The sequence below is a fragment of the Xanthomonas sp. NCPPB 2586 genome, from assembly GCF_041475775.2.
GTDB lineage: Bacteria > Pseudomonadota > Gammaproteobacteria > Xanthomonadales > Xanthomonadaceae > Xanthomonas > Xanthomonas campestris.
Map to the genome: position 1 here is coordinate 1,125,076 of NZ_CM192981.1, position 17,454 is coordinate 1,142,529.

Genomic DNA, 17,454 nt, shown 5'->3' on the forward strand with positions numbered 1-17,454 from the left:
GCATCGCTGACGCTGTCCATTGCGACCGATGCCATGCCACTGCGGTACTGCTGCCGGGCAGGCAGCGCCGGTCAGTGGGTGAGATCGACACCCTCGCAGTGCGCGCGCGGCAGCTGCGGTGCGCAGCGCGCAACCGCATCGCCATCGAAGCGCACCACATAGCCGTTGCTGGCCGGCTCGTGCGCAGGGAAGTCCGTGCTGAGCAATTGCGCCGCGCTGGCCAGCATGGCGTCGCGGCGGCGGGTGTCGCCACGTGCAGGCTCTTTCAGATCGGCATCGGTGCGTGTGCGGACCAGGTAGCCGGCTTGCACCAGGCGGGTGATGTCCTCGGCGGGGCCGTCGTTGCGTTCGGTAAACGCGGCGTCGTCCTGCCCGGGCTCGGCGTTGGTGAAGCACACGCGGCCGCGCAGCGACGGGTGCCCCGGCAGATAGCTGGCGCCGGCCGCGCGTTGATCGAGCAGGAACACCACCTTGCCGCGCGTGGCACGCAATGCTGGCCAACCGTGCGCCAGCACCGCGGCGTTGAGGGTGCGTGCAGTGCCGCGGACAGTATCCGGGCTCACGTACTCACCCGGGCGGAAGACCGAGCGCAGTTCGGCATCCAGCGCATCCATGGCTTTGCGATCGAAAGGTTCCGGCTGCACCGTGGGAAACGACAGCTGCACCGGTGACTGCTTGGTTTCCAGCAGGATGAAGATCGGCAGATGTCCCGGATGTTGCTGCGACCACGCGCGCACTTCCTGTAGGCAGGCAATCAGTGGCTGACAGGTACTGCGCTGGTCCACGTCCTGCACATGCAACACCTTGAAGCCGGGCTTGTTCATGACGCCGGCGGGTGCGCTGGCCGGTGCCGGTGGCAGCCCGGCCTTGGCGATTTGTTCCACGATCGCCGGATGCGCATAGCGCCCGCCGTGCGCATCGGCAAACACATCCAGCTCCAGTTGCCTGACGCCGTCGTCCAACTGTTGTGTCAATGGCGGATGGCGATAGTCCAGCGTCGCGAACGCAGCGGGATCGTGTTGCTTCAACAACGTTGCTTCGCTGGGTGCGAAGCCGGCGTGGTAACTGTTATGGCTTCCGATGTACTGCAGATCGGTGAGCCGCGGCTCTGCCTGCGCCGCCACGCTGGCGAGCAGTAACACGCCAAGCACGGCTGTTTTCAGCCTGATTCTTCGCTTTGCGGGCAACCGCTTCGCTTCTGTGTCATTGCCTGCATTCGGGGCAGAAAACGCATCATGAAAAGGGTGCATGCAGCGGTGCCGGAAAGAAGGTGGTCGCCATCATCCCGGTCGCGCTTGACGCAATGCTTTCCACCGTGTGTCCGTCTTGCGTCAGCGGTCACACGGCCAGCGTCGATGCAGTCGCACTGTCAGGGCTGCGTCATCACTGCTGCCTGGTCTGCTGTAGCGCATAGGCCAGGAGCTTGGCCTGCACTCGGTCGCCCAGGCTGCGCGGTGTGGCCAGGTTCATGCGCTGCAGGCAGGCGGCATCACCTGCAGCGCGCGACAGCAGCGCGCGCATCAGTGTCGCTAGTGCTGCGGTCTTTCCGGTGGTGGCGCTTTTGAGCCAGCCAAGCGCCGGCAACAGGCGTTGCTCGGTGTCGGTGAAGTCGCTGCCGAGTGGGTAGTCAGGCAGGCTGCCATCGCGGCGGAACGGAGCCAACGCCGCTTCCAGCGCCTGCGGCGTGTTGCGCTGCGCGCGTGCGGCCTGCTCAGGAACGTCCCGCAGTTTGCGTGACTGCCTTGCCTGGGCAAGTAACGCGGTCTGAAAGCGCGCATCGCAGATACCAGCCATTTCCAGCACGCAGTCCTGGTCGGTCTTGTGGCGCAGATCGGCGATGCCGTATTCGGTGATGTAGAGATCGCGCAGATGGCGCGGGATGGTGGTGTGCCCGTAGTTCCAGCGCACGTTACTGGCAGCGTCCTTGCCCGACGCGCGGGTGGCACGCAACATCAAGACGCTGCGTGCCTGCGGCAGGGCGTGCGCCATCGCCACAAAGTTGTACTGCCCGCCCACGCCGGAGACCACGCGCCCATCTTCCAGGCCGTCGGAGACCGCCGCGCCCAGGGCGGTGGCCATCATGCACGAGTTGAAGAAACGCGCATCGCGGCGTTGCAGCCGCTCCAGCGCTTCATTGCCGCCGTAGAGCTGGTTGATCTCGCTGATGCGGCGCATGCCAATCGCACCGCGCAGCTGTGGGTCCAGCGCGCGCAGCCAGGCGTAGAACGCCGGCGAGCCAAGATAGAACGCGCCATGCAGGAATTCGCCTTCGTCCGCCAATCGCGCTGCATCGGCAGCGTCGGCGGTGCCGTCGGCCAGGCGCTGCATCAAGCCCAGATCGTCATGGACCTTGCGCCGGATCACACCGCTGTCCACCAGCTGTTTGAAGCCTTCGTTGAGCATTTCGCTGCAGCCGTACAGGCCGATCGTAAAGGGCTCCAGGCCGCCGCTGGCCTGCACTGACGGATGCGATGTCAGCGTTGGATCCAACGCCTGCAACACGCGCCGGTAGGTGGCGTTGTCGGTATGTCGCAACACCAGCGCGTGGCTGAGTGCATCGGCGAGCGTGCCGATGCCGATCTGCAACGTGCCGCCATCGCGAACCAGCGTGCTCGCATACAGGCCGATGGCGTAATCGATGCTGGTGACCGGCTGGCGGGGCAGCCCGAACAGTCGCGGTGACGGGCCGGGTATCTCCAGCACCAGGTCGAAGAACGATGCATCCACAGCCGCAGTGCCGCCGATCCACGGCAGCTCCGCATCCACTTCGGCCACCAGTAGCGGACGTGGCAAGCCAAGTGCGGCGACCGCATCCAGCGTGTCCTGGGTGATGTCGTTGTTGCACGACAGCGACAACCGCGTGCCACCGGGTTCGCGTGCAACTTTCTGCACGATCAGGTTCGGCGCGCGCTGCGCCACCGCAGCAGCGGCATGGGTGTAATTGAGGCTGGTGTAGTCGGCCTGCGCCTGGGTGGAGTGCAGCAGCCCGCCGGACTGCATGTAGAACTCTTCCACCTGCACATGCGCGGGCAAGGCATCGCGCAGCATGGCATCGACATAGGCCAGGCGCGGGAAGTCATCGCCGAAATGCCGCGAAATAAACGGCCCGGCAAAGCGCGCGGCCAGACCGCTGCCCGGCTTGGGCGGATTGAGCGACAACGCGGTGTACAGCGCAAGCGGACGCGATGGTTGGTCCACCACGTGCGCATACAGCGCATTCAAAAGCCGATGCGGTTTGCCGATGCCCAAGGGCGCGCCCACGCGCAGCGGGCCGTCGATGCGTTGCAGGATCCACGCCACTGTGACGCTCAGATCGGTCAGATGTTCAGTCATCCAGCCAGGGTAGCCGAGCTGGATGCAGTGCGTCCGGTGATTTGCAGTGTGTGCCGGGCGAGCCAACCGATCAGGCTTGACAGGATTTGAAATTACATGCGTAATCGAGAAAAATTACGGGTGTAATCGCATGGCGATCAGTGAGTCCGAAGCGATTGTGATGCAGGTGCTATGGGAGCGCGCGCCGCGCACGGCCGAGGATGTGGTGGCCGCCCTGGCCCACACCGGCTGGGCCGAGCCCACCATCAAGACCTTGCTCAACCGGTTGCTCAACAAGGGGGCGGTGGCGGCGCACAAGGATGGGCGCAAGTACCACTACGCGCCGGTGCTGCTGCGCGAGCACTGGGTGCAGCAGCAGAGCGAAGGACTGTTGCAGCGGGTATTCGGCGGCCGCGTCGCGCCGCTGGTGGCGCACTTCAGCGCGCGCGGCAAACTCAGCGCGTCCGATCTGGCAGAACTGAAACAGCTGATCAAGGACCTCGATGATGCTCACTGACCTGAGTGCATTCGCCTGGCGCGTTGCCGTGGCGACCACCATTGCCGTGATCGTGTGCCTGTTGCTGCGCCGGCCGGTGCGCGCGTGGCTAGGCGCGCCGGCGGCGTACGCGGTGTGGAGCTGCGTGCCGCTGGCGATCGTGGCGGCGGCGGTGCCCGGCCCACCTGCCGCCACTGCCGCGTTGTCGATGCCTCTGTTGCGCGCCCTGCCACAGCCGCATGGCACGCCCGTCCTCGCGCCTGGATGGGAAAGCGCGCTGGGCATTGCCTGGCTTGTGGGCGCCGTGGCAATGGCCGGGTGGCTGTGGTGGTGGCAGTCGCACTTTGTGCGCAGCCTCGGGCCACTCCGGGCGCAGGGCAACGCGGTGTGGTCGGCCGGTCATGACCGCGGCCTGCCGGCATCGCTCGGTGTGTGGCGGCCGCGCATCGTGGTGCCGGCCGACTTCGCCACGCGTTACAGCGGCGTGGAGCGTCAATTGATCGTGGCGCACGAGCGGCTGCATCTGCGCCGTGGCGATCTGCAGGCAAACCTGTTCGCCGCCGCGTTGCTGTGCCTGGGCTGGTGCAATCCGTTGGTGCACCTGGCGTGGCGCGCGTTTCGCCTGGATCAGGAGCTGGCCTGCGATGCCGGCGTGCTGGCACGGCATCCACGGTTACGTCGCCGCTATGCCGACGCCATGCTCAAGACCCACTTCGGGAGCGCTGGGGCGGCGACGGTGTGCCACTGGACCACGCCGCATGCGTTGGTGCAGCGCATCGCCGCATTGCGTGCGCTTGCCCCGCGTGGCCGCACGGCCGGTGCAGCACTGCGCCGGTGGAACACGCCCTTGGTGATGCTGCTGGCGCTGCTGGCCAGCGCCGCTGCGTGGGCAGCGATTCCCACGCACACGCCTGCCGTCACACACGCCGAATCAACATCACGTCCACCGCTGGATGACGCAACGTTGACGCCACCGCGATACCCGAAAGATGCGATGGATGCCGGGCTCGAGGGCAGTGTCGAATTGAAGATCCGCATGGATGCGAGTGGCGTGCCGCAACAGATCGTCATCCTGCGCAGCCAGCCTGCCGGTGTGTTCGATGCCGCGGTGCTCGCTGCCGCCAGGCAATGGCGCTTGGTACCCGACAAGGTGCACGGCAGGCCGGTGCCAACCACCGTGACGGTACCGGTGCAGTTTGCGTTGGATCCGCCCGACGAAGTCGCTGTACCACCAGGCACTGATGCGCACGCTGCAGCGGGCGCGCAGCCTGCGCGCTGCGCCGCGTCTGCATGCGCCGCGAAGAAGGGCTGACAGATGCGGCAGTCTCTGGTCTCTGTGGCAGTGATGCTCGTCGCGATCACCGGCTGCGCAAGCCGGCCCGTGCAGATCGCCGAACAGACCCAACGCGAAGCCTCGGTGGATCAGCGCATGCTGGCGGCGCAGCCGCCGGCAGAGGGTGCCGCCGCCAGCACGGCCTATGTGCTGGCGCCGACGCAGCGGTTTCGCATGCCGCGCGCATTGCGTAGCGACACTCCCCAATTGGCGCCCGATACCGCACGGACCAGCCTGCCGCCGACCACGGTGTGCGCACACGTCATTCTCGACGCCAGCGGCACTGTGCAGCGTGTCGATCCGATGTCCGATCGTGACGTGTGCGCTGCCGGCTTGCTGCCAGCCAACGCAGATCTGCTGCAGGAAGTGCGTGCGACCGTGCAGCAGTGGCAGTTCGTGCCTGCGGCGCTGTGCGCTTTCGCTCCCGGTGTTGCGCAGCCGGCCGACATGGACGATTGCACCGGCGCCGAGCGCCAGGAGCCTGTCCCGGTGACGTTGTCGTTTGCCTTCACCTTCGAGATCCGGCAGGGCAAGGTCAGTGTGCAGACCGGCAAGGTCGGGCGCTGACGGCAAGCCGCTTCAACGCGGCTAGAGCATCTCCGGTGTGAACAGGCGCCGCCGCGATACCTCCGCGCCAGAGAGCATGAAACGCCCATCGCCACGGTAATGCACGGTCTTGGGTACCGCGGGCGGGCGCGCCACATGCGCGTGCACCACTTTCCACACGAACAGGTTGTGGCGGTTGATCTGCCGCCCGTCATGCAGGCGGCACTCGAAGCTGGCATAACACTCGGCGATGCCCGGTGCGTCCACCTGCGTGCTTGCCGCTGCAGTCAGCCCGAAGTGCGCGAACTTGTCGATCTGCGCACCACTGCTGTTGCCGATCGCAACCACGGTGTCCAGAAGCTCGGCCGTCGGTAGGTTGATCACGCATTGCTTGCTGCGACGGACCAGTTCAAAACTGTGGTTGCCGGGCGCGATGCAGCACGCAATCAGCGAGGGTGAGAACTCCAGCACCATGTGCCATCCCAGGGTCATGATGTTGCGCTGGCCGCGGTGCGCCGAGCTCACCAGCACCACAGGCCCAGGCTCGAGAAAACGGCGGACCTGGTCGACGGGAAAATCCTGCTTCTGATAGCGTTTCATGCGTGCTCCGCGTGACCTAGCCAACGCGCGTGTGGCGCGTGGGCTGTGCTAGTCCAGCACATGCACGCTGGAGGCGATGCGCTGCACTTCGTCGGGGTTGTGGCTGACATACAGCATCGGCAGGCCGATTTCGTCGCGCACGCGCTGCAGGTAGGGGATCAGCTCCTCGCGTCGTGCCTGATCCAGGGCCGACAGCGGCTCATCGAACAACAGGATCGCCGGCTGCGACAGCAAGGCGCGGCCGATTGCCACGCGTTGCGCCTCGCCACCGGACAGATTGCGCGTGCGCCGCTGCAGCAACGGCGCAATCCCGAGCAAGGCCACCACATCGTCGAAACCGAAGCGCGCCGCAGCGCCTGCGTGGCGCCCGTAATCCAGGTTGCGGCGGACATCCAGGTGTGGAAACAGGCGCGCATCCTGAAACACGTAACCGATGCGCCGGCGGTGAGTGGGCAGATCCACGCCGCGTTGATGGTCGTACAGGCAACGCCCGTCGATACAGATATGCCCGGCCTGCGGGCGCACCAGCCCGGCGATCGCATTGAGCACGGTGGTCTTGCCCGCACCCGATGCACCGACCAGCGCCACCACGCGTTCGTCGTCCTGGATGACGATGCGTCGGTTGAACTGGCCACGTTGCAGCTGCAGATCGATATCCAGCATCAGAGCTCCTCGCACGGATGCGGCCGGCGCACCAGCCACTCGGAGAGCAGTAGCGCGGCCAGCGAGATCGCCAATGCCACGCCGGCCAGCCGCCACACGCCCGATTCCATGCCGGGCACCTGCATCAAGCCATAGATCGCCGACGACAGCGTCTGCGTTTCGCCGGGGATATTGGACACAAATGTGATCGTTGCGCCGAACTCACCCAACGCCTTGGCGAACGCCAGCACCACACCGGCCACCAGGCCCGGCCAGGCCAGCGGCAGGGTGATGCTGAAGAACACTCGCCAGGGGCCGGCACCGAGCGTGGCGGCCGCCGCTTCCAGGCGGCGGTCGGTGGCTTCGATCGACAGCCGGATCGCCCGCACCATCAACGGGAAGCCCATCACCGCGCAGGCCAGCGCCGCGCCGGTCCAGCGGAACGCGAACTGGATGCCCAGGTGTTCAAGCAACCAGCTGCCGACCGGGCCCTGCGTCCCCAGCAGCACCAGCAACGCGTAACCGGTCACCACCGGCGGCATCACCAGCGGCAGGTGCAGCAGCGCGTCCAGCAGCGCCTTGCCCGGGAAGCGCCGCCGCGCCAGCAGCCAGCCGCAGGCGATGCCGGGCGGCAGGCTCGCCAACGCCGCCACGACCGCGACCTTGAGACTCAGGCCAATCGCGGTCAGCTCTTCCGGGGTGAACATCGCCACGCGGACTGCCTCAGTCCTTCAGCGAAAAACCGCGGCGCACGAAGATCGCCTTGGCGGGTGCACTGCCCAGCCACTGCACGAACGCCGCGGCCTTGGGATTGCGGCTGTTTTTCAGCGCTGCCACCGGGTAGACGATGGGGGCATGGCTGTCGGCGGGGAACGTGGCGACCACACGCACCTTGGGCTCGGCGCGGGCATCGGAGCCATACACGATGCCCAGCGGCGCCTCACCGCGCGACACCAGCATCAGCGCGGCACGCACGCTCTCGGACTCGGCCAGATGCGCACTGACACCCTCCCACTGGCCCAGCGCACGCAGCGCGGCGGCGGCGTACTTCCCGGCCGGCACACTCGCGGTCTGGCCCACTGCCAGGCGGCCGTCACTGCCCAATGCCTTGGCGATCGCGCCGGGCTGGCGCAGGTCCACGCGCACCTTGCTGGTTGCCGGCGCGATCAGCACCAGGGTGTTGCCGAGCAGGTTGCGGCGTTGCGCAGGCAGCACCTGCCCACGTTGCTGCAGATAGTCCATCCATTCCAGATCGGCGGAGAAGAACACGTCCGCCGGTGCGCCTTGTTCGATCTGTCGCGCAAGCGCGGAACTTGCGGCATAGGACACGCGGACCGGCGTGCCGGTCGCTTGTTCGTAAGCGGCCGCGGCCTCATCCATCGATTCCTTCAGGCTCTCCGCAGCGAACACCGTCAATGGCGCGGTCTGCGCGCTGGCAAGCACGGGCAGGGCGAGCAGCACGGCGCAAAGGGTGCGGCGCCAGAAACCGGTCATGCGCATCGGGAACTCCGGATGGGGGAAGCCCCTGATCATAACGGCAGGGCGTGCCGCGCCGCGTGCGTGAGGGGGCTGGCGGCTTTCACTGGACGAGCCAGCAACGGTGCTGCCAGACGTGCCGCAGTGATGCAGCCGCGTCTGGAATCCACATGTACCCTCGCGCCATTCGCACCCAGCTGACGATTGCTCGCTACGTGTGTTCGCCGATCTTAGGAACAGAAGAAAACCACCGGCCCGAAAGAAGCATCGCGCGCAGGCCGCACGTACTGCACTCAGCCGCGCCAGCCCGCCTGCAGATTGGCTTGCAATGCCGGACCCATCAACTTGGGTTCGGGCAGGCTGGCGTCGCGCATTTGTCGTTGCGCCACATAAGCGTCCACGTCCACACCATCGCGCACATGGATATTACTGCGGCGCTGCTCGCCGATGGTGGTCGCGTGTGCAATCGCGCGCCCGCCCGGGCCGTAGTCATGGCACACGAACACGCGCGTGGCATCCGGCAAGGCGTACAAGCGCTGGATCGACGCATAGAGTTGACGCGCGTCACCGCCGGGGAAGTCGCAGCGCGCGGTGCCCGCGTCCGGCATGAACAGCGAGTCGCCAGGAAACAGTGCATCGCCCATCAGGTAGGCGATGCTGTCGCTGGTGTGCCCGGGCACTGCAATCACGCGGCAGGCAATCGCGCCCAACGCAAAGCGCTCGTCATCGGCAAACAGATGGTCGAACTGCGCGCCATCGGCACGAAACCCGGCCGGCAACGCGTAGTGCGGCGCCAGCGTCTGCTGGACCTGTGTGATGCCTTCGCCGATTCCGACCCGCGCGTCCGGCCAGTGCTGCTTCAACCATTGCGCGGCGCTGAGATGATCGGCGTGTGCGTGCGTTTCCAACAACCACTGCACCTGCCAGCCATGCTGCTGTACGGCATCGACAATGGCTTGCGCCGCCTGTGTGGTGATCGCGCCGGTGTCGGCAGCGTAGTCCAGCGCCGGGTCGATCACCGCCGCCGCCCGGGTGCGCGTATCGGCAACCACGTAGGTAAAGGTGTTGCTGTCGGCATGGAAGAACGCAAGGACCTGCGGCTGCATCGGTATCTCCGTCTCAGGGGCTGCGCAGCGCCGCATTGAGCAGCGCGGCCAGCCGGTCCCCCGCGACACGCAGCTGGGTCTCGGCAATCGGGCGATAGGTGGCGATATAGGTTGGTGGCAGTACATGCGTGTCGGGATACACGCCGGGCGTAATCGCGATGCGGCACGACGCCTGCGCCCAGGCCGCAACCGGCGGTGGCAGCGCCGGCGAGGTGGGCGCGGTTGCCGGCAAGGCCAGCAGCACTTTCAGATAGGCATCGTCGCTGAGGTGGCGGTCATTGAGCATGCCGCTGTCCCACAACGCGTGCAGATTGCTGCCCTTGCCGGCAACCTGTAGCTGGAAATCGTTGCCACCCTTGTCGTGCGCATAGCCGGCGTGCATCGGCTGATGGATGTCGCCAACAAAATGCACCACGAACTTCAGCGCTTGCCGGCGTGCGGCCAACGGTTGGTTGCGATCGGCCAGCACGGCGGTCTGCTGTTCCAGCGCAGCGATCACGCAGTTGCCATCCGGGCAATCGCGCGGCGGCACATAGCCGCAGTCGTGTTCGCCGAGATTGACGTAATGCCAGGGGCCCGAGCGCTTGCCCAGATCCGGATCATTGGCGCGCAGCTCATCGGCCCAGGTGGCCACACCGGCCAGGCTGGGGTCGGCTTCGCCTGCCAGCAACTGACTGACCTGCGCGCGCGCCTGCGGCGTCAATTCGGTTTCGGCAACACGCGCCACCAGCCGGTGGCCCTGCGGGCCCCAGGCCAGTGCGGTGGTGGGCTGCAGCGCGGCTGCACACACGGAGAGCGTCAACAACAACGGGGAGAAGGTCTTCATCCCCGGAATTGTACGCGTCGCATTTGTAAGGCGGATTGCAGCGTTTGCCCATTCGCGCAGGCACCCGGCCTGCGCGACGCGCGGCTTAGAGCGGCTACAAAACGTAGCGCGCAGTCGTCAGGTGGGTGCGGACGGCGCGGAGGAACCGGGGTGTACGGGGGGTACATGCTGATTCCGAGCACAGGCCGCCCCCGCCCGGCGGGCGCGCAGTCGTTTTGATTGCTGTTCTTAGAAATAGACCAGGTACGACACGCCATAGGTCAGCGGATCGATCTGCGCCTTGCCCAGGCGGGTGCCGTTGAAATCGACGTTGCTGGACGAATCGGTCCAGCGTGCATCCACACGCAGGCCGCTGCGCTCGTTGAAGATGAAGTCCACGCCCACGTGCGCGGTGGCGCCCACAGAATCGTCGAAGCGGATATCGCCACTGCCCAGCGCTTCGTCTGTGTCTTCACCCAGGAAGGTGGTGTAGTTGATGCCCACGCCCACGAAGGGCGACACCGTGCCATAGCCGTTGATGTGGTACTGCAACAGCACGCTCGGCGGCACCGACCAGTAGCTGCCCACCTTGCCGACACCCGCAAGCTCCAGATCGTGCTTGCCCGAGACGGCGGCGTGCACCTCGATGCCGAGGTTGTTGCGCAGGAAATATTCGTAGGTGAACGACAGCGCGGGCGCGCCCTTGATTTCGCCGCGGACGCCAGCGAAGTCGCCGCTTTCGGACTTGGGCGAGACATATCCCGCGCCATAGCCGGTCGTCCAATGGCCGGCCGACTGGGCAAAAGCAGGAGTGGCCGAAGCGGCCAAAGCGATGGCGAGGGCGGTGCGGATAAGCGTGCTCATGGAATCCCCGGTAAGTCGGACAGGCGGTCGACGTGCACCTACCTGTCCGCAACTCCGGCGGTGGATTCACGTCCCTGGGCGTCAAGTGTGCCAGAGAAGCGCCACGCGCGTCGCCGTCCTCAGAACCGGTGCACGTACGCCACGCCGTAGACCAGCGGGTCGATGTTGACCGTGCCGATACGGTTGCCATTGAGGCTGGCGTCGCTGTCGATGTCGATCCAGCGCATGTCCACGCGCAACGCGCCGCGGTCGCTGATCTTCACGTCCAGGCCCGCATGTGCCGCCAGGCCCCAGGAGGCATCCAGGTCCAGGTCATTGCCGGCCAGTGCGCCGCTGGTTTCGGTGCTGAAAAAGCGCGTGTAGTTGATGCCCGCGCCGACAAATGGCGACACCTTGCCCTGGCTGTTGAAGTGGTACTGCAAGCTGACCACCGGCGGCAGGTGCTTGGTGCTGCCCACGCGGCCCAGGCCACGGATGTTGATGTCGTGCTCGAATGGCAGTGCCGCCAGCACCTCGATGCCCCAGTTGTCGGCAATGAAGTATTCGGCGGTGATGGTCGGGCGGATATCGGTGCCGACATCCACGTCGAGCGTGCCGCCGGCCAGGCTGCCGTTATCGGACTTGGGCGCCACCTGATGGGCGCCGACGCCCAGCAACCAGTCACCCTTGGATTGGGCCAGTGCGGGTGCGCTGACCGAGGCGGCAGCCAGGGCTGCGAACAGAACAGTGGAACGCTTGCGCATGATGGTCTCGTGTCGTTGTAGGAGTGAGTGAAGTCTTGAACGTGCGCGCCGTTGCTGCCTTGATCCTGATCAATCAGGTGCAGCGCATGCAGTGACGGCGCGGGTATCTGGTGCAGAAACGCAGGGCATGCGCGCTGCCTGCGCCGGGCGCAGCGTTCGGCGGGGAGGGGGCCGAACGCTGCGGCAATGACGCGACGGACCGCGTCAATCTGGCCGGCTTACTTGGTCTTGCTGACCGACGCGGTGGCGGTATCCACTTCCGGCATGGCCGAGCTGTGGTGGTTGATGATCAGCCACTTGCCGTCGCGCTTTTCGTACACGAAGGTGTAGCGGGCCTGCACATCGCTCTTCTTGCCGTTCTTGTCGGTGAGCGTGAAGGTGTACACACCCGCATCCACCGCGCTGTCGTCATCGAGCAGGCGCACGGTGCGGTAGTTGATGACGCCCTTCGGCTTTTTGGTCAGGAACATCTCGAAGTAGTTTTCGATCTGCTCGCGCGAGGCGCGCACTTCGTTGGAGACCGTCGGCAGCAGCACGCCGTCCGGGGCGTACAGGTCGGCCACCTTGTTCGGGTTGCCGGTGGCCAGGGCCGCGTTCCAGGTGTCGAACAGCGCGGCCACTTCGCGCGCTTCGCCATCGGCGGGCAGCGCAGCCTTGTCGGTGTAGTGCATCACGCCGCCAGCCAGCGCCGGGGTGGCAGCCAGAGCCAGAACCAGAGAGAACAGGGTGCGACGCATGGGGTATCTCCGTTGAGTGATGGGGGGTGCCTCAGTGGGCGAGCCCAGTATCGAAATCCGCGGAGGGTGGAAATTCTGCTGTTCGGCATAGTCGTGAATATGCCGGGCGGCGTATTTTGGAGTGAGCCGTCCGTCTTGGTTGTGGGGCGAATCAGGCGGTTTCTGGGGTGTCGGTCGCAGGGTGGGCTTGGGCGTGGCGACGCGTCGGGTATGCGGCCTCAACTAAAGGACTTGGAATTGCCGCTCCCATCTGGCCTCGGCTGCCCGCACTCCCGCCGAGTCCGTTGGCGGCGCAGCGGTGCGTTCCGTCGTCCTGCGTCAGGCAATGGTGCGCACTGGGCGCGTGCCTGCCGGACCACGGCTTGCGGCCTGCGCACCGGTGCCAGCAGAGCGTGTGTTCTGCGTGATGTGCCGCGGGTCGAACGGTGTGTCGCAGCGCCTGTCCGGGCACCGTCGCCGGGGTGGGACGCTGCTAGAATGAACGCCCCTTTCCATCCGCCGCGTTGTCGCGGCCGCAGGAGCTAGTGAACATGGCAATCAAGGTTGGCATCAACGGATTCGGTCGCATCGGACGCAACGTGCTGCGCTCTGCGGTGCAGAACTTCGCCAATGACATCGAGATCGTGGCCATCAATGACCTGCTCGAGCCCGACTACCTGGCGTACATGCTGCAGTACGACTCGGTGCACGGCCGCTTCAAGGCCGAGGTGTCGGTCGACGGCAACACGCTGATCGTCAACGGCAAGAAGATCCGCCTTACCCAGGAACGCGACCCTGCCAACCTGAAGTGGGATGCGGTCGGCGCCGAGGTGGTGATCGAGTCCACCGGCCTGTTCCTGACCAAGGAAACCGCGCAGAAGCACATCGACGCGGGCGCCAAGAAGGTGATCCTGTCGGCCCCGTCCAAGGACGACACGCCGATGTTCGTCTACGGTGTCAACGACAAGACCTACAAGGGCGAAGCGATCGTTTCCAACGCCTCGTGCACCACCAACTGCCTGGCGCCGTTGGCCAAGGTCATCAACGACAAGTGGGGCATCAAGCGTGGCCTGATGACCACCGTGCACGCCGCGACCGCGACCCAGAAGACCGTGGACGGCCCGTCGAACAAGGATTGGCGCGGTGGCCGCGGCATCCTGGAGAACATCATCCCGTCTTCCACTGGCGCGGCCAAGGCGGTTGGCGTGGTGATCCCGGAACTCAACAAGAAGCTCACCGGCATGAGCTTCCGCGTGCCGACCTCGGACGTGTCGGTGGTCGACTTGACGGTTGAACTGGAAAAGCCAGCCACCTACGCCGAGATCTGCGCCGAAGTGAAGGCGCAGAGCGAAGGCGCGCTGAAGGGCATCCTGGGCTATACCGAAGACAAGGTGGTGGCGACCGACTTCCGCGGCGAGACCTGCACCTCGGTGTTCGACGCCGACGCCGGCATCGCGCTGGATTCCACTTTCGTCAAGCTGGTGTCCTGGTACGACAACGAGTGGGGCTACTCCAACAAGTGCCTGGAAATGGTGCGGGTTGTGGCCAAGTAAGCACTCCCGTCTGATGCTGTCGCAAAGGCCCCAGCTTGCTGGGGCTTTTGTTTTTTGCATCTTTCTTTGCCGGCAGCGCTTGGTGCAGCGCACATATGTGGCCGCCCGAAGTGGACTTTATCGGCATCACGTGCGCTAATTTGCGGGCACGGCGGCCGTTCCCGTGTCGTGTTGAAGGATCGGGGAACTCCATGGATAGAGAGATACAGACATGAATAAGTTTCTTGCGGGCGCGCTGGCGTTCGGCGTTGTTATTGCGTGTGCGGTACCGTCCACCAGCTGGGCAGCCAAGAAGCAGACCGGTACGCCGGCCTGGATGAATGCCGATGGCGAAGTGATCAAGTCGTCCGATGTCGAGGCGGGCTACGGTGAGACCGTCAAGGGCGTCAACGATTACGAGGGCGAAATCACCGGTAAGCCTGCGCCGGGCAGCAAGTTCACGCAGTTGCAGATCGGCATGCCGATGAAGCAGGTCACCGATCTGATCGGTCAGCCGAACGACCAGGGTTCGTACGTGACTGGCAAGGCGTTCATTCCGTTCTTCTTCGGCGGCGACCGCTACCGGTACGAGATGGCCTACAAGGGCCAGGGCCGTCTGGTGTTTGCCGGCAAGTCGATGGATACCGGCGGCAACCTGATCTGGATCATCCATAACAAGAACGACAGCGGTTACCGCGAATAATCATAAAAAAACGCCCGGTCATCCGGGCGTTTTTTTATGCGTGTGGTTGGCGTTTTATGGTGAGGCGCGCGCTAAGGCCCTGATGTCTCTACGCCGCGTGCGGTGCTGCCAATGCGGGGCGGCAGCCTGTATGGTTCGCGCAGCCGGCCGGATGCCGGGGTGGGGGACAGGTGGAATCGATCATCGTAATGGTGGGCCTTGCGGTCCTGGCCCTGCCGGTTGGGCTGGTGATAGCGCTGGTGTGGGTGGGCAGACTGCAGCGGCGGGTCTGGGAGCTGGAGCAGCGGGTTGCGCAGTGGCAAGGCGTTGCGGCGCCGGCAGCTGCGGCACGTGCAGGCGCGCCCGCGCAGGCAGCGCCCAACGCACCGGTTGACGATCAGCCGGTGCCCTCACAGGTCAGCATGCCGACAGAGGCAGTGGCCCCGGTACCGCGCGCCGCCGCACCGGTCCCGCCACCGTCGCACAGCATGGATCCGTCGCTTGCCGCGCGCAGCAGTGCCAGTGTCTCCGAGGTTGCCGCGCGCACGCCGTCGCCGGTTGCTGCAGCGGCGCAGCCAACACAGCCGCCATCCGCACCGACTCCACCGCCGGCGCCAAATGCGATCGAGCGCGCCGCCAGTGCGCTGAAGCGCTGGTTCACCGAAGGCAATGTGCCGGTCAAGGTGGGCATGCTGGTGCTGCTGGCCGGCGTTGCGTCGCTGCTGAAATACGCCAGCGATCAGGGCTGGATGCGCATGCCGGTCGAGCTGCGCCTGGCTGGCATCAGTGCGGTGGCCTTGGCCGGCCTGGTCTTCGGTTGGCGGCAGCGCACGGTGCGGCGTGCTGGGTTGGGTGATCGGCTCGCGTCGCGGGCAACGTGGCCTGTGGCTGGGTGGTGCGCTACTGATGGGACTGGTGCTGGCCAAGCTGGTGCTGGTGGACCGCCAGCATCTGGGCAATCTGCTGGGCATCGGCTCGTTCATGGCCTATGGCCTGTTGTGCACCGTGGTGGGTTATCTGGCACCGGCGCCGCCGCGTCAGGCGCCACTTGCCGAGGAGCGTGTGTGATGCGGATACGAGGGTGGCTGCCGTTGGCAGTGGCTGGCATTGCCGGGGTGGTGCAGGCCGGCGATCTGCGGAGTGATTTCGTCCAGCAATGGCCGCTGCAGGTCGCGCAGTCCGATGCCGGCATGTATCAGCTGACGCTGGATGGGGTGGTGTACCGGGCGGCGCGCGATGCGCAATTGCGCGACGTGGCCGTGCTCGATGCACGCGGCGACGAGATGCCCTCGGCGCTGCTACCCGCGGAAGTAGCGGCGCAGGCGGCGCCACGGCGGCAGCGCGTGCCGGTGTTTGCGTTGCCGGCCGGTGCCGAAGCGGCCAGGGGCGACCTGCAACTGATTGCCGAGCGCGATGCGTCCGGTGCGGTGCGCCGGCTCGAAGGCCGGGTGGCGACAGGCGCGTCCACGCGCGACGGTGCCGGCCCGGGCTGGCTGGTGGATGCCAACGGTGTGCGTGAGGCGCCACGCGCGCTGTGGCTCGACTGGGATGGCACCACGCCGGTGCAGGCGCAGCTGCGCGTGGAAGGCAGCGACGATCTGCGTGACTGGCGCGTGCTCGCAGCCGACGCCACGGTGATGGCGCTTGACAACAACGGCCAGCGTTTGCAGCAGCGGCGCATCGCGCTGGAACAGGGCGCGCGCTATCTGCGCCTGGTGCCGGTCTCCGGCGCGCTGCCTGCGTTGACGCAGGTGGAACTGGAGCTGGAAGGCGCCGCCGCGCCTGCGCAGTGGCAGCAACTCGACCTGCAGGGCACCGCGCAGGAAACGCGGGTGGTCTACACCTTGCCGGGGCGATTCCCGATTGCGCAGGTGGATGTGCAGGGCGCCCGTGCCGAGGTCGTGGAGTGGGTCGTCGAAAGCCGCGATGGCGACCAGGCGCCCTGGCTGCAGCGTGCCGGGCCGTGGCTGGGCTATCGGCTCGGCAGCGCCGCGGCCGCCTCGCCACCGCAGCCAGTGTCCGGCGGCAGCGTCCGCGACCGCCAGTGGCGATTGCTTGCCGCGCAAGGCCGCCGGACCGGTGTGCCGACGCTGCGGGTGGGCTATCAGCCGGAGCGGCTAGTGTTTCTTACCCAGGGCCAAGCGCCGTACGCGCTGGTAGCCGGCAGTGCGCGTGCGCAGCGCACCGACGCGCCCTTGACCTCGATGCTTGCCGCCTTGCGCCAGGAACGCGGTGCGCAATGGCAGCCGGCCACCGCGCGCATCGCCGGCGCGGCGCAGCCGTTGGCAGGCGAGGCGGCGCTGCAACCGGCCGCGGTGCCGCGTGACTGGAAGCGCTGGCTGCTGTGGGCGCTGTTGGTGGGGGGTGCCGTGGTGGTCGGTGGTTTTGCGGTGAGTCTGTTGCGCAGTGCCAGCGCCAACCGCGATGCCTGATGGCGAGGCGCCGTTGCGGGTTTGCCGCTGCGGCGCGAAGGTCCGACAATGGGCGTCCCCCGTCGCCAAGGCAGCCGCATTGCCCGTCGTGTTCGACCGACCACAGTTCGCGCCACCCGCATCTGCGGCGACGGCGTCTGTGAAACGCACCGCGCGTTCTGCGCGGTGG

Annotated in this window: 18 protein-coding genes, 1 other RNA gene and 2 pseudogenes; 8 read left to right on the forward strand and 13 right to left on the reverse strand. The window is 66.3% G+C overall.

What is annotated here, in order from left to right:
• Positions 1 to 71: 71 nt before the first annotated feature.
• Both ACCQ09_RS04735 and ACCQ09_RS04740 read right to left on the reverse strand, forming a co-directional pair.
• Complete coding sequence (locus ACCQ09_RS04735) at positions 72 to 1,250, reverse strand: phosphatidylinositol-specific phospholipase C1-like protein (protein ID WP_040940745.1); 1,179 nt, start codon at positions 1,248 to 1,250, stop codon at positions 72 to 74.
• Between the two features lie 133 nt (positions 1,251 to 1,383).
• A complete protein-coding gene (locus ACCQ09_RS04740) occupies positions 1,384 to 3,333 on the reverse strand; it encodes an acetyl-CoA hydrolase/transferase C-terminal domain-containing protein (protein WP_040940746.1) in 1,950 nt (649 codons plus the stop codon).
• 130 nt (positions 3,334 to 3,463) lie between these two features.
• Here ACCQ09_RS04740 and ACCQ09_RS04745 point away from each other — a divergent pair, with 130 nt between their 5' ends.
• The 3 genes from ACCQ09_RS04745 to ACCQ09_RS04755 are packed head-to-tail and all read left to right on the forward strand — an operon-like array spanning position 3,464 to position 5,708.
• Positions 3,464 to 3,829 carry a BlaI/MecI/CopY family transcriptional regulator gene (locus ACCQ09_RS04745; RefSeq protein ID WP_040940747.1) on the forward strand — a complete coding sequence of 122 codons (366 nt, stop codon included), beginning with the start codon at positions 3,464 to 3,466 and terminating at the stop codon, positions 3,827 to 3,829.
• A complete protein-coding gene (locus ACCQ09_RS04750) occupies positions 3,819 to 5,120 on the forward strand; it encodes a TonB family protein (RefSeq protein WP_040940748.1) in 1,302 nt (433 codons plus the stop codon). Before ACCQ09_RS04745 ends, ACCQ09_RS04750 begins: the two co-directional genes overlap by 11 nt.
• Positions 5,121 to 5,123: 3 nt before the next feature.
• The gene (locus ACCQ09_RS04755) at positions 5,124 to 5,708 is read left to right on the forward strand and encodes a hypothetical protein (protein WP_040940749.1); all 585 of its coding nucleotides are present in this window, start codon (positions 5,124 to 5,126) and stop codon (positions 5,706 to 5,708) included.
• A 21-nt stretch (positions 5,709 to 5,729) separates the two neighbouring features.
• Here ACCQ09_RS04755 and ACCQ09_RS04760 read toward each other — a convergent pair whose 3' ends face one another.
• The 10 genes from ACCQ09_RS04760 to ACCQ09_RS04805 all read right to left on the reverse strand — a co-directional run bounded on the left by ACCQ09_RS04760 (position 5,730) and on the right by ACCQ09_RS04805 (position 12,660).
• Entirely contained in the window at positions 5,730 to 6,287 is a 558-nt protein-coding gene (locus ACCQ09_RS04760) for a flavin reductase family protein (protein ID WP_040940750.1), read from the reverse strand.
• Positions 6,288 to 6,335: 48 nt separating this feature from the next.
• Complete coding sequence (locus ACCQ09_RS04765) at positions 6,336 to 6,950, reverse strand: molybdenum ABC transporter ATP-binding protein (protein ID WP_040940751.1); 615 nt, start codon at positions 6,948 to 6,950, stop codon at positions 6,336 to 6,338.
• Positions 6,950 to 7,636, reverse strand: coding sequence for a molybdate ABC transporter permease subunit (gene modB, locus ACCQ09_RS04770; protein ID WP_197708549.1), 687 nt, complete (start codon positions 7,634 to 7,636; stop codon positions 6,950 to 6,952). Before modB ends, ACCQ09_RS04765 begins: the two co-directional genes overlap by 1 nt.
• 16 nt (positions 7,637 to 7,652) lie before the next feature.
• A complete protein-coding gene (modA, locus tag ACCQ09_RS04775) occupies positions 7,653 to 8,429 on the reverse strand; it encodes a molybdate ABC transporter substrate-binding protein (protein WP_011269537.1) in 777 nt (258 codons plus the stop codon).
• A gap of 269 nt (positions 8,430 to 8,698) precedes the next feature.
• Positions 8,699 to 9,511, reverse strand: a complete 813-nt coding sequence (locus ACCQ09_RS04780) for an MBL fold metallo-hydrolase (RefSeq protein ID WP_040940753.1) — start codon at positions 9,509 to 9,511, stop codon at positions 8,699 to 8,701.
• 13 nt (positions 9,512 to 9,524) lie between these two features.
• Positions 9,525 to 10,337 carry a S1/P1 nuclease gene (locus ACCQ09_RS04785; RefSeq protein WP_040940754.1) on the reverse strand — a complete coding sequence of 271 codons (813 nt, stop codon included), beginning with the start codon at positions 10,335 to 10,337 and terminating at the stop codon, positions 9,525 to 9,527.
• A 92-nt stretch (positions 10,338 to 10,429) separates the two neighbouring features.
• Positions 10,430 to 10,504: non-coding RNA, sX9 sRNA (locus tag ACCQ09_RS04790), on the reverse strand.
• Positions 10,505 to 10,565: 61 nt separating this feature from the next.
• Positions 10,566 to 11,180, reverse strand: a complete 615-nt coding sequence (locus tag ACCQ09_RS04795; RefSeq protein WP_011038302.1) for an OmpW/AlkL family protein — start codon at positions 11,178 to 11,180, stop codon at positions 10,566 to 10,568.
• A 119-nt stretch (positions 11,181 to 11,299) separates the two neighbouring features.
• Positions 11,300 to 11,923, reverse strand: coding sequence for an OmpW/AlkL family protein (locus tag ACCQ09_RS04800; protein ID WP_014508785.1), 624 nt, complete (start codon positions 11,921 to 11,923; stop codon positions 11,300 to 11,302).
• A gap of 218 nt (positions 11,924 to 12,141) precedes the next feature.
• Positions 12,142 to 12,660, reverse strand: coding sequence for an SgcJ/EcaC family oxidoreductase (locus ACCQ09_RS04805; RefSeq protein ID WP_047676997.1), 519 nt, complete (start codon positions 12,658 to 12,660; stop codon positions 12,142 to 12,144).
• 530 nt (positions 12,661 to 13,190) lie between these two features.
• Here ACCQ09_RS04805 and gap point away from each other — a divergent pair.
• Together gap and ACCQ09_RS04815 are read left to right on the forward strand one after the other, a co-directional pair.
• Positions 13,191 to 14,192: a type I glyceraldehyde-3-phosphate dehydrogenase gene (gene gap, locus ACCQ09_RS04810; RefSeq protein WP_011038299.1), complete on the forward strand. Its 1,002-nt coding sequence runs from the start codon at positions 13,191 to 13,193 to the stop codon at positions 14,190 to 14,192.
• Between the two features lie 211 nt (positions 14,193 to 14,403).
• Positions 14,404 to 14,874: a hypothetical protein gene (locus ACCQ09_RS04815; protein ID WP_011038298.1), complete on the forward strand. Its 471-nt coding sequence runs from the start codon at positions 14,404 to 14,406 to the stop codon at positions 14,872 to 14,874.
• 376 nt (positions 14,875 to 15,250) lie between these two features.
• Here the strand turns inward: ACCQ09_RS04815 and ACCQ09_RS04820 are convergent, their stop codons facing one another.
• Positions 15,251 to 15,544 (reverse strand): hypothetical protein, encoded by a 294-nt coding sequence (locus ACCQ09_RS04820; protein WP_228427804.1) that lies wholly within the window; start codon positions 15,542 to 15,544, stop codon positions 15,251 to 15,253.
• Here ACCQ09_RS04820 and ACCQ09_RS04825 point away from each other — a divergent pair.
• The 3 genes and pseudogenes from ACCQ09_RS04825 to ACCQ09_RS04835 all read left to right on the forward strand — a co-directional run.
• Positions 15,543 to 15,627 (forward strand): annotated as a pseudogene (locus ACCQ09_RS04825) (hypothetical protein); the annotation flags it as partial. The gene ACCQ09_RS04820 and the pseudogene ACCQ09_RS04825 sit on opposite strands and share 2 nt — an antisense overlap.
• 63 nt (positions 15,628 to 15,690) lie before the next feature.
• Positions 15,691 to 15,921: pseudogene (locus tag ACCQ09_RS04830) on the forward strand (DUF2339 domain-containing protein); the annotation flags it as partial.
• A complete protein-coding gene (locus tag ACCQ09_RS04835) occupies positions 15,921 to 17,285 on the forward strand; it encodes a DUF3999 domain-containing protein (protein WP_228427797.1) in 1,365 nt (454 codons plus the stop codon). The pseudogene ACCQ09_RS04830 and the gene ACCQ09_RS04835, both read left to right, overlap by 1 nt.
• Positions 17,286 to 17,454 lie beyond the last annotated feature (169 nt).

Excerpts from the sequence above, each read along its gene's own strand:
- ACCQ09_RS04735 (WP_040940745.1), bottom strand. The coding sequence starts at position 1,250 with ATGCACCCTTTTCATGATGCGTTTTCTGCCCCGAATGCAGGCAATGAC.
- ACCQ09_RS04740 (WP_040940746.1), bottom strand. The coding sequence starts at position 3,333 with ATGACTGAACATCTGACCGATCTGAGCGTCACAGTGGCGTGGATCCTG.
- ACCQ09_RS04745 (WP_040940747.1), top strand. The coding sequence starts at position 3,464 with ATGGCGATCAGTGAGTCCGAAGCGATTGTGATGCAGGTGCTATGGGAG.
- ACCQ09_RS04750 (WP_040940748.1), top strand. The coding sequence starts at position 3,819 with ATGCTCACTGACCTGAGTGCATTCGCCTGGCGCGTTGCCGTGGCGACC.
- ACCQ09_RS04755 (WP_040940749.1), top strand. The coding sequence starts at position 5,124 with ATGCGGCAGTCTCTGGTCTCTGTGGCAGTGATGCTCGTCGCGATCACC.
- ACCQ09_RS04760 (WP_040940750.1), bottom strand. The coding sequence starts at position 6,287 with ATGAAACGCTATCAGAAGCAGGATTTTCCCGTCGACCAGGTCCGCCGT.
- ACCQ09_RS04765 (WP_040940751.1), bottom strand. The coding sequence starts at position 6,950 with ATGCTGGATATCGATCTGCAGCTGCAACGTGGCCAGTTCAACCGACGC.
- modB (WP_197708549.1), bottom strand. The coding sequence starts at position 7,636 with ATGTTCACCCCGGAAGAGCTGACCGCGATTGGCCTGAGTCTCAAGGTC.
- modA (WP_011269537.1), bottom strand. The coding sequence starts at position 8,429 with ATGCGCATGACCGGTTTCTGGCGCCGCACCCTTTGCGCCGTGCTGCTC.
- ACCQ09_RS04780 (WP_040940753.1), bottom strand. The coding sequence starts at position 9,511 with ATGCAGCCGCAGGTCCTTGCGTTCTTCCATGCCGACAGCAACACCTTT.
- ACCQ09_RS04785 (WP_040940754.1), bottom strand. The coding sequence starts at position 10,337 with ATGAAGACCTTCTCCCCGTTGTTGTTGACGCTCTCCGTGTGTGCAGCC.
- ACCQ09_RS04795 (WP_011038302.1), bottom strand. The coding sequence starts at position 11,180 with ATGAGCACGCTTATCCGCACCGCCCTCGCCATCGCTTTGGCCGCTTCG.
- ACCQ09_RS04800 (WP_014508785.1), bottom strand. The coding sequence starts at position 11,923 with ATGCGCAAGCGTTCCACTGTTCTGTTCGCAGCCCTGGCTGCCGCCTCG.
- ACCQ09_RS04805 (WP_047676997.1), bottom strand. The coding sequence starts at position 12,660 with ATGCGTCGCACCCTGTTCTCTCTGGTTCTGGCTCTGGCTGCCACCCCG.
- gap (WP_011038299.1), top strand. The coding sequence starts at position 13,191 with ATGGCAATCAAGGTTGGCATCAACGGATTCGGTCGCATCGGACGCAAC.
- ACCQ09_RS04815 (WP_011038298.1), top strand. The coding sequence starts at position 14,404 with ATGAATAAGTTTCTTGCGGGCGCGCTGGCGTTCGGCGTTGTTATTGCG.
- ACCQ09_RS04820 (WP_228427804.1), bottom strand. The coding sequence starts at position 15,544 with ATGCCCACCTTGACCGGCACATTGCCTTCGGTGAACCAGCGCTTCAGC.
- ACCQ09_RS04835 (WP_228427797.1), top strand. The coding sequence starts at position 15,921 with ATGCGGATACGAGGGTGGCTGCCGTTGGCAGTGGCTGGCATTGCCGGG.